Raw genomic sequence first — 8,264 nt, 5'->3', positions numbered from 1 at the left:
TTACGCTGGCCTGAAGGCCAAGGGCAAAGCGAGCAAGGTGGCGCTCGTGGCGGTCATGCGCAAAATGCTGGTGATCCTCAACGCCCGTAAGCGAGACGCCGAGGTGGCCCTCGGCTGCCCCTGACAAGACAGTTGCTACTGGGTCAGCACCAAACCCAGCCGCAGCGGCTGGCGCATGTCGGCCGGTGGCGCGGCCTGCAGGGATGCACTCTGCAGGGTCGCGCGCAGGTCGGCGTCGACCTGGGCATCACCCAGGCTGTCGAATTCCAGCTTCGAAATGCGGCCATCCGCCGCGATCCACACGCTCACCGGCAACGGCGTCGGCGCATCCGGATGTGCCTGCAGCCATTCCAGCACACGCTGCGCCTGCGGATCCTGCTCCTGCTGCAGGCGCTGCTGCAGCTGCCCCCCCACGGCGGCGGCATAGGCCATCCAGTGTGCAGGGGCTTCCTGCGCGGAAACGCTGGCACTCCCCAGTGCCAACGCGCCGAACAACGCGGCCAGTGGCCGCCACCAGCGGCGTGCACCGGTTGTGTTCCTTGCCATCGCCATCGCCCGCCCCTGCGCTCCCATCCAACCGCTGATGGTCGGCGCGGTAGATGACAGGCAGATGGCGGCACAGTAGAGCCACGCCATGCATGGCGTGGATCTACTGGAACAGAGCGGCCAGTAGCATGCGCAAGGACGAGAGCCGTGATCAGTCGCCCAGGTCGGCCAGCACCTTGCGCGAGGGCGCGAAGAAGGTCACGCCGGTGGTGGCGGTGGAGAAATCAAGGATGCGGTCATGCAGCGGTGCGGGATTGCCGATGAACATGCGCTCGAGCATCTTCTCGATCACCCACAGGCGGCGCGTGTAGCCGATGAAGTAGGTGCCGTACTCGCCGCGACCCGGGTTGGCGAACGGCATGTTGTCGCGCAGGATCTCGTGCTCGCCGTCGGCATCCTCGATGGTGCACAGCGTCTTGTGCGACTTCTGCGCATCGGCCGGCGCATCGTCCAGCTCGATGTTGTCGTGCTTGGTGCGGCCGATGATCGCTTCCTGCGCTTCGGTCTTCTGCGCGCGCCAGGCATCAAGATTGTGCAGGTACTTCTGCACCACCACGTAACTGCCGCCGGCATGCTCCGGGTCTTCCTCGCCCACGATGGTGGCTTCCGGCAGCGACAGCCCTTCCGGGTTGGCGGTGCCGTCAACGAAATCGAGCAGGTCGCGGCCATCGAAATAGCGGAAGCCGGCCACGTCATCGACCGTCTCCACCGCATCGCCAAAGGCCATCAGCAGGTTGCGTTCGAACGCCACGATCAGGTCCATGGTACGTGCACGGATGTGGTACAGCAGGTCGCCCGGCGTGGACACAGCGGTATGGGTCGCGCCCTTGATCTCGCGGAACGGCTGCAGCTCGCGCGGCGGCGTGGTGCCCACCAGCGGCTGCCACACGCGGTGGCCGATGGCCACGTTGCAGGTGAAGGTGCGTTCGATCTCGCGGATGGCGGTGTTCTTGATCAGGTCGTCGGTGCTGGCCAGCACCTCGCGTGCCTTGGCGATCGACGCCTCGTCATCCTTCACCTTCAGCACCAGGAACGCCGCCGAATGGGTCAGTGGCGCGGTGATCTGCTGCGGCTCGTTGTGGAGCGTGTGGTTGACGGCGGTGATCGGTGCGGGCTGGGAGTTCACGGCGGTTCCTGCTGGCTTGAGGCGGGCGCATCGCGTGTGGCGATGTGCGGGCGATCATAGCGGAACCGCCTGACCGGGGACGGAGCGGTTCTCGTTCCGTCCACCGGCGAAGGTACGAAGGCCTCAATCCACATCACTCCAGACCGCCAGTTCGTAGCCATCCAGATCGCGGAAGTGGAAGCGGCGACCACCCGGGAAGGCGAACACCGCCTGCACCACCTCGCCACCGGCGGCGATCACGCGTTGCTGTGCATCGGCCAGGTCCGCGCAGTAGAGGATCACCAGCGGCCCCCCGTGGGCACGCACCGCCGCGTCGGCCACGAAGCCACCTTTCAGACGGCCGTCGTCGAACTCGGTGTAGGCCGTGCCGTAGTCCGTGAAGCGCCAGCCGAACACCTCGCCGTAGAAGCGCTTGCTACGGTCAATGTCGGCGACGTTGAATTCGATGTTGTCGATGCGGCGTTCGGCATCGTGGGGCGCGGCAGGATTCATGGCGAGGCTCCGTGGTGGGAGCCCAGCATCGATCAATGCAGCACAGTGGTCTTGAACAAAACGGCCATCATTGTCCCCACTCCAGGCGCAGCTCGCTGGCGGTCATGCCCGCCAGTTCACGCGCCTCGCGGCTGAGATGGGCCTGGTCGGCATAGCCGGCATCAGCGGCCAGCATCGCCAACGAATGCAGTGGCAGCGCGCGACTCTGGCGCAGGAAACGTTGCAGCCGCAGGATCCGCTCCAGCGTCTTGGCGCCGTAGCCGAACTGCGCCTGGCTGAAACGCCGTAGGCTGCGCGGGCTCAGGCCCAGGTGCGCCGCCAGCGTATCCAGCGTGGCATTACCCGCGGCGAGCGCCTGGAACAGGACATGGGCGCGCTGCGCCGGCGTATCGAGCGCGGCCGCACCCATGTGCTGTTGCAGGCAGTGCGCCATTCGCTGCAGGCGCTGTGCAGGCGCGGTGTCGCCGATGGAGGCCGCCGCCTTGTTCGCCCACGCGCCCTTCAGGTCGGCCAGTGGCACGGCCTGGCCGATGATCCCGGCCAAGGGCAGGCCCAGCGCGGCCAATGCCTGGCCGGGACGGAAGCGCGCGCCCAGCACCTGCGCACCGGGTGCCAGCGCCGGGTGCGCGGCCACGCGGTCCGGGCCGACGACGAACAGCGCACCGTCGCGCCAGAGGATATCCACGCAGCCATCGGGCAATACGGTGATGTGCCCATCGGCATCGGCAGGAAGCTGGCTCTGCCACAGCTGGCCAAAGTGGCCGCGCAGCGGCGCAGGCGCCAGATGCTCCTGGTAGATCGTGCCGGTGCCTGCAAGAGAGGAAGGGCCGCCCATGCCGCATTGTGGCGCCACGGGGCCCATAAAAGTGAAGCCCGGCGCGAGGCCGGGCTTCGGTTGGCGTGTGGGGGAGAGAGAGTCACACGCCAGCACAACACGCACTAACGACAGGCGTTTGTTACCAGGTGAAGCGCGGGCCCACGAACCACTCGCGGTCGCCGGCCTTGGCCAGCTTCACTTCGCCACTCAGGCCCCAGTTCTGGTTGAACTTGGCGGTGGCGCCGACACGGCCATAGAACTCGCCGTCCGGGTTGATGCCGTGCTTCTTGGTGTAGTCCTCGTAGCCGGCCATCACGTAGCCTTCCACGTACGGGTTGAACGCGGTGCGCACGCCAACTTCGGTCGAGTAGCCGTTGAAGTCCAGGCCATGCTTCATGTCGAACTTCTGGTACGCAACGCGAGCCACCAGGTCGGTGTTCGGTGCGATGCCGTAGTTGTAGCCGGCGCCGATGCGCCACTGGTCGACGTCATTCTTGAACTTGTCGGTCTCCTGCGCGCTGTAGTCGCCGAAGATGTGGAAGTTCGGGTGCACCGCCACGGAACCCTTCACCTTCCAGCCGTCGGCGTCGCCGCCCTTGGCATCGGTGTTCACGTAGCCGCCTTCAACGTAGTTGTACGACAGGCCATCGGTTGCCGATGCAGCGAACGGCAGAGCAGCCAGAAGACCCAGGGCGAGCAGCGAATTCTTGTTCATCGGGACACACCTTTAATTATTTTGGTTTCGTCGGCCGCCTCCCGGGAGGGGGAGAGAGAAGAGGCGGTCGACAGGTGTGAATTATCCGTTAGGGGGTCTAATCAACCCTGAATATTGAACTGACTGGTGTATAAATAAGGCTGGCGTTCAGGGAACTCCGCATGGGACCGCTGTCGGCTTCTTGCGCGCACCACGCTCGGTGCTTGATGCGGGCTCTGATCCTGATCGCCTCGCCGGTTGTGCTACTGCAGGCACAGGCCGCTGAGCGCATCGTTTCTGCCAGGCACATCGTCGTACAGACAGACGATGTCACGCGCTTCTTCAAGGTGCTGGACGCCAACCAAGGGCGCCCAAGCGCCGATGATCTGCAACACGGCTATCTGGATGCGGGTACGGATGCCCTGCGCAGCTTCACCGACCGCCGTATCGGCTCGATGGAGCGGCTGGCCAGGGCCATCCAGGACAAGCCGGCATTGTTTGCGAAAGCGAGAACCTGCGCGACCGCATTGCCATCGATCCGCACGCGCGTCGCCGCTGCCGTCGATCGACTTGGCGCCCTGTTGCCGTCTGCGCGCTTTCCCCCGGTGACCGTACTGGTGGGCCGCGGCAACAGTGGTGGCGTGACTACCGAAGCAGGTGTGGTCATCGGACTGGAAGCACTGTGCAACGCCGACTGGATGCAGACCGACGTAGGTGACCGCTTCGTGCATCTGATCGCGCATGAGTATGTGCACGTGCAACAGCCCGGTGCACGCGTGGACATCGAGCAGCCCACCCTGCTCTATCAGACCCTGCTGGAAGGGGGCGCCGAATACGTGGCCGAACGGATCTCCGGGCAACCGGCCAACGCGCATCTGCAGCGTTGGACGCAGGGTCGCGAGTGTGCGCTGGAGCGTGCGTTCCTGCAGGACAGCATGGGTACCGATCTTTCGAGGTGGCTGTACAACGGTCCCGGCAACGATGCGCGCCGCGGAGATCTCGGCTACTGGATCGGCTATCGCATCGCCCATGCCTATGTTGCGCGCGCGGCCGACACGCGCAGCGGCGTCGCCGAACTGCTGGATGTCCAGCCCGGGAACGCTGCGGCGCTGCTGGAAGCAAGTGGATGGCAACCTGCGTGCGGAGTAGGCGAAAGCACGCAGACGCGCATGCCGTGATGCCGGCTTCATGCAGGTGAATGGGTAACGTTTAACAGGCACAAGGCGCTTCGCCGATGCAGATCAGTTCGCTTGATCCCGCTTGTTAAGGTTTGTTGATCTACAGGCCTTCACAGCCCATCCACGTACTCAAATTCCAGCTGAAAGCACGGGCTAGCGCCGGGAACAAACGCCGCTATATTCCAGCTTCCCCAGACGAAGGAGGGAGTTGGAAATGAAACTGACCAAGCAGCACATCAACGCAGCACGCGCCATCACCGTCGCCATCGTGGCCACCGTAAGCCTCGGCGCTTGCGCCACCTACAAGGACGAGTTCGCAACCATCAACTCGCGCCTCGATCAGCTCGACGTAAAGGTGCAGGGCGCTGCCCAGAGTGCCGAGTCCGCCAACCAGTCGGCGCAGCAGGCCAACCAGCGTCTGGACCAGATCGAAGGCCGCGTACAGCAGCTTGAAAGGGCACCGGCCGGTCGCAAGCCGCGCGGCTGATAGCTCCCTCATCCTTTGAATTGATCCACCTCTGTATCGGGAACCAGTGGCCTTCGCCGGCCACTGGCATCCTTCCACCCAGAATTGCAAGGAGCCGTCCCATTCGTACCTCCTCCTCCCCTGCACGCCGCGTCCTCCATGCCGCACTGGCGATGGCACTGGCCGTTGCGTGCAGCGGCGCAGCCAGCGCCAAGGGCAAGGACAAGGAAGCGCCTGAACAGCGAATTGCTGCCGTTGATGAACTTCCACCCGACCAGAGCGTGTCCGAAACAGTGATCGAGCTGGCCGGCTGGGTGGTTGCCAGCAAGGACAACCAGGGCTACCCGTTCGCAATCATGGACAAGGCCGCCGCGCAGGTCCTGATCTTCGGCGGCGACGGTAAGCTGCGCGGCGCGGCACCGGCGCTGTTCGGTTCGGCCATCGGTGATCACTCGGCCCCTGGTGTTGCCAAGCTCGCACTGAGCGCGATTCCCGGCCATGACCGCACCACCCCTGCCGGCCGTTTCATTGGTGGCTACGGCCCCTCCGACGATGCCGGGCGCGTGCTGTGGGTGGACTACGATTCCGCCGTCTCGATGCACCCGCTGCCGCCAGGCACCCCGAAAGAGAAACGCGCCCAACGGCTGGCAACGCCGACGCCGGACGACAACCGCGTCACCCACGGCTGCATCAACGTCTCGCCCGCGTTCTACGAGCAGATCGTGCAGTCCACGTTCGAGAAGGGCGGTGTGTTCTACATCCTGCCGGACAAGGATTCGATCGCGAAGACGTTCCCGGAGTTCGCGCAGAGCCGTGGCGATGCAAAGGACGAAGACGAGAAAGGCGCGCGGCGCGCAAGCAAGTAGAAGTGGGTAGTGGAAAGCGTTTGCGTACTGGAAGTCAGGAAGCCGCAGCGCCCGCCGCCCGCGCCAATGCAGCGGCATGCGCATCGCCCTTCCTCTCGCTGTAACGGTCCACCAGGTAGTCCGTCCTGCCACGCGTCAGCAGCGTGAACTTCACCAGCTCTTCCATCACATCCACCACCCGATCGTAGTACGGCGAGGGTTTCATCCGGCCGTCGTCATCGAATTCCTGCCAGGCCTTGGCCACTGACGACTGGTTGGGGATGGTCAGCACGCGCATCCAACGGCCGAGCACGCGCAACGTGTTGACGGTATTGAACGACTGCGAGCCGCCACTCACCTGCAGCAGCGCCAGCGTCCTGCCCTGCGTGGGCCGCACGCTGCCATCTTCCAGCGGCAACCAGTCGATCTGGTTCTTGAACACGCCGGTGACCGTGCCATGCCGCTCGGGGCTGACCCAGACCTGGCCTTCCGACCACTGCGACCATTCGCGCAGTCGCTGCACTTCAGGGTGGTGCGGGTGCACGCTGTCCAGCATGGGCAGCGCATGCGGATCGAACACGCGGGTCTCGCACCCCAGGTGACGCAGCAATCGCTCGGCTTCCAGCGCCAGCTTGCGACTGAACGACTGCGGCCGAAGCGAGCCGTAGAGCAGGAGGATGCGTGGCGGTCCCGGATCTGCCGCGGCGAGCTGGTGGTGATCGGGCTGGGGCAGCGAGGCGTCTACCAGATTCGGTAGATGGGGGCTTGTGATGGGCTTATTCATTCGATTATTCTAGAAATATGGAAACGTTGAATGCAATTGCTGCCCTGACTGCCCTGGGCCATGCCACCCGCTTGGCTGCCTTCCGCTTGCTGGTGGAGGCTGGCCCGGCAGGTCGCATGGCGGGCGACATCGCCACGGCCCTGCAGGTGCCCCCAGCCACGCTCAGCTTCCACCTGAAGGAGCTCGTGCAGGCCGGGCTGGTGGAGAGCGAAAGCCAGGGCCGCCACGTCTGCTACCGCGCCAACTTCGATGCCATGAACGGCTTGATCGAGTACCTCACCCACAACTGCTGCGCGGGTTCGCCGGACCAGCAGTGCGCGGCAAGCGAACCGGCATGCAGGTGCTGAGATGAAGCCAGACCCCGTGATTCGTGCCGGCGCACGCGACGACCTGTCCTACATCCGGGATCTTCTGCAGCAGGCGCAGTTACCCGTGGCCGATCTGGAAAGCAGCAAGGTCGTGTTTTTCGTCGCGGACCTCGATGGCGTCCCCGTGGGCGCCGTTGGATTGCAGGTTTTCGGCGCCTCGGCGCTGCTCCGCTCCCTGGTGGTGTCTGATGACCGACGCAATACCGGCCTTGGGCGCGCATTGCTGGCAGCGGCCGAAGAGGTGGCCTGCCGTATGCAGGTCAGGGAACTGGTGCTGCTGACAACATCGGCAGGCACGTGGTTCGCGCGGCACGGCTATGCCGGATGTGATCGCGCGCAGATAGCGGAGGCGATCCGCAGCTCTGCCGAGTTCACTCGTCTCTGCCCGGCCAGCGCGCTTTGCATGTCCAAGCCGCTCACTGATCATGGAAGCCACATGAAGCGCAATGTCCTGTTCCTCTGTACCGGCAACAGCGCCCGCAGCGTGCTTGCCGAAGCCACCCTGCGTGCATGGGGCGGCGATTGCTTCGCCGCCTTCAGTGCCGGCAGCCAGCCCACCGGCGAGGTCAATCCGTTCGCGCTCGCCCAGCTGCAGGCCGAAGGAATGCCCGTCGAAGGGCTGCGCAGCAAGTCGTGGGATGAGTTCGTGGATGCAGCCCCGATGGACCTGGTGATCACCGTGTGCGATTCAGCCGCAGCGGAGGCCTGCCCGGTGGTGTTCGGTGACTTCATCCGCAGCCACTGGGGCCTGCCCGATCCAGCGGCCGTGGCGGGCAGCGATGCCGACAAAGCCGCGGCGTTCTCGCTGGCCCATGCCATCGTGAAGGCGCGACTGCGTGCATTGCTCGCCTTGCCTGACTCATTGTGGTCCGACCGCGAAGCGCTGCAGCACGCGCTGGATCAGATTGGACAGTTGCAGCCGACCGACAGCATGCCGTGACTTCCCGC

At 64.9% G+C, this 8,264-nt stretch carries 11 protein-coding genes and 2 pseudogenes; 7 read left to right on the top strand and 6 right to left on the bottom strand.

Annotation, left to right across the window (positions count from 1 at the left end; all coding sequences use genetic code 11):
* Nucleotides 1-124, top strand: a pseudogene (locus tag AC5P9P_RS15305) (IS110 family transposase); the annotation flags it as partial.
* Nucleotides 125-135: 11 nt separating this feature from the next.
* Here the strand turns inward: AC5P9P_RS15305 and AC5P9P_RS15300 are convergent.
* The 5 genes from AC5P9P_RS15300 to AC5P9P_RS15280 form a co-directional block, all read right to left on the bottom strand.
* Nucleotides 136-552, bottom strand: coding sequence for a hypothetical protein (locus AC5P9P_RS15300; protein WP_033835100.1), 417 nt, complete (start codon nt 550-552; stop codon nt 136-138).
* 145 nt (nt 553-697) lie between these two features.
* Nucleotides 698-1,672, bottom strand: coding sequence for a Dyp-type peroxidase (locus tag AC5P9P_RS15295; protein WP_049402846.1), 975 nt, complete (start codon nt 1,670-1,672; stop codon nt 698-700).
* Nucleotides 1,673-1,795: 123 nt separating this feature from the next.
* Complete coding sequence (locus AC5P9P_RS15290) at nt 1,796-2,164, bottom strand: VOC family protein (protein ID WP_033835099.1); 369 nt, start codon at nt 2,162-2,164, stop codon at nt 1,796-1,798.
* 67 nt (nt 2,165-2,231) lie between these two features.
* Nucleotides 2,232-2,999 (bottom strand): helix-turn-helix transcriptional regulator, encoded by a 768-nt coding sequence (locus AC5P9P_RS15285; RefSeq protein WP_049402847.1) that lies wholly within the window; start codon nt 2,997-2,999, stop codon nt 2,232-2,234.
* 121 nt (nt 3,000-3,120) lie between these two features.
* Nucleotides 3,121-3,696, bottom strand: a complete 576-nt coding sequence (locus tag AC5P9P_RS15280; RefSeq protein ID WP_005411880.1) for an OmpO family porin — start codon at nt 3,694-3,696, stop codon at nt 3,121-3,123.
* 206 nt (nt 3,697-3,902) lie between these two features.
* Here AC5P9P_RS15280 and AC5P9P_RS15275 point away from each other — a divergent pair, with 206 nt between their 5' ends.
* The 3 genes from AC5P9P_RS15275 (at nt 3,903) to AC5P9P_RS15265 (ending at nt 6,185) form a co-directional block, all read left to right on the top strand.
* Nucleotides 3,903-4,853 carry a DUF2268 domain-containing putative Zn-dependent protease gene (locus AC5P9P_RS15275; protein ID WP_049402848.1) on the top strand — a complete coding sequence of 317 codons (951 nt, stop codon included), beginning with the start codon at nt 3,903-3,905 and terminating at the stop codon, nt 4,851-4,853.
* A gap of 214 nt (nt 4,854-5,067) precedes the next feature.
* Nucleotides 5,068-5,340, top strand: a complete 273-nt coding sequence (locus tag AC5P9P_RS15270; protein WP_005407606.1) for a hypothetical protein — start codon at nt 5,068-5,070, stop codon at nt 5,338-5,340.
* 152 nt (nt 5,341-5,492) lie between these two features.
* Nucleotides 5,493-6,185 (top strand): L,D-transpeptidase family protein, encoded by a 693-nt coding sequence (locus AC5P9P_RS15265; RefSeq protein ID WP_049402849.1) that lies wholly within the window; start codon nt 5,493-5,495, stop codon nt 6,183-6,185.
* A gap of 34 nt (nt 6,186-6,219) precedes the next feature.
* Here AC5P9P_RS15265 and arsH read toward each other — a convergent pair whose 3' ends face one another.
* Nucleotides 6,220-6,948, bottom strand: coding sequence for an arsenical resistance protein ArsH (gene arsH / locus AC5P9P_RS15260; protein ID WP_495232909.1), 729 nt, complete (start codon nt 6,946-6,948; stop codon nt 6,220-6,222).
* A 17-nt stretch (nt 6,949-6,965) separates the two neighbouring features.
* Between arsH and AC5P9P_RS15255 the strand changes: the two genes are divergently transcribed.
* The 3 genes and pseudogenes from AC5P9P_RS15255 to AC5P9P_RS15245 all read left to right on the top strand — a co-directional run bounded on the left by AC5P9P_RS15255 (nt 6,966) and on the right by AC5P9P_RS15245 (nt 8,256).
* Nucleotides 6,966-7,295 carry an ArsR/SmtB family transcription factor gene (locus AC5P9P_RS15255; protein ID WP_495232908.1) on the top strand — a complete coding sequence of 110 codons (330 nt, stop codon included), beginning with the start codon at nt 6,966-6,968 and terminating at the stop codon, nt 7,293-7,295.
* Nucleotide 7,296: 1 nt separating this feature from the next.
* Nucleotides 7,297-7,716: pseudogene (gene arsN2, locus AC5P9P_RS15250) on the top strand (arsenic resistance N-acetyltransferase ArsN2); the annotation flags it as partial.
* Between the two features lie 36 nt (nt 7,717-7,752).
* Nucleotides 7,753-8,256 (top strand): arsenate reductase ArsC, encoded by a 504-nt coding sequence (locus tag AC5P9P_RS15245; protein ID WP_495232910.1) that lies wholly within the window; start codon nt 7,753-7,755, stop codon nt 8,254-8,256.
* The last annotated feature ends 8 nt before the right edge of the window (nt 8,257-8,264 follow it).

Source organism: Stenotrophomonas sp. YJH_SMC_14-1 (genome assembly GCF_059372275.1).
The sequence above is the reverse complement of the archived record's forward strand: the minus strand, read 5'-3'. Positions and strand labels throughout refer to the sequence as shown.

Excerpts from the sequence above, each read along its gene's own strand:
- AC5P9P_RS15280 (WP_005411880.1), bottom strand. The coding sequence starts at position 3,696 with ATGAACAAGAATTCGCTGCTCGCCCTGGGTCTTCTGGCTGCTCTGCCG.
- AC5P9P_RS15265 (WP_049402849.1), top strand. The coding sequence starts at position 5,493 with ATGGCACTGGCCGTTGCGTGCAGCGGCGCAGCCAGCGCCAAGGGCAAG.
- AC5P9P_RS15300 (WP_033835100.1), bottom strand. The coding sequence starts at position 552 with ATGGCGATGGCAAGGAACACAACCGGTGCACGCCGCTGGTGGCGGCCA.
- AC5P9P_RS15285 (WP_049402847.1), bottom strand. The coding sequence starts at position 2,999 with ATGGGCGGCCCTTCCTCTCTTGCAGGCACCGGCACGATCTACCAGGAG.
- arsH (WP_495232909.1), bottom strand. The coding sequence starts at position 6,948 with ATGAATAAGCCCATCACAAGCCCCCATCTACCGAATCTGGTAGACGCC.
- AC5P9P_RS15275 (WP_049402848.1), top strand. The coding sequence starts at position 3,903 with ATGCGGGCTCTGATCCTGATCGCCTCGCCGGTTGTGCTACTGCAGGCA.
- AC5P9P_RS15255 (WP_495232908.1), top strand. The coding sequence starts at position 6,966 with ATGGAAACGTTGAATGCAATTGCTGCCCTGACTGCCCTGGGCCATGCC.
- AC5P9P_RS15245 (WP_495232910.1), top strand. The coding sequence starts at position 7,753 with ATGAAGCGCAATGTCCTGTTCCTCTGTACCGGCAACAGCGCCCGCAGC.
- AC5P9P_RS15290 (WP_033835099.1), bottom strand. The coding sequence starts at position 2,164 with ATGAATCCTGCCGCGCCCCACGATGCCGAACGCCGCATCGACAACATC.
- AC5P9P_RS15270 (WP_005407606.1), top strand. The coding sequence starts at position 5,068 with ATGAAACTGACCAAGCAGCACATCAACGCAGCACGCGCCATCACCGTC.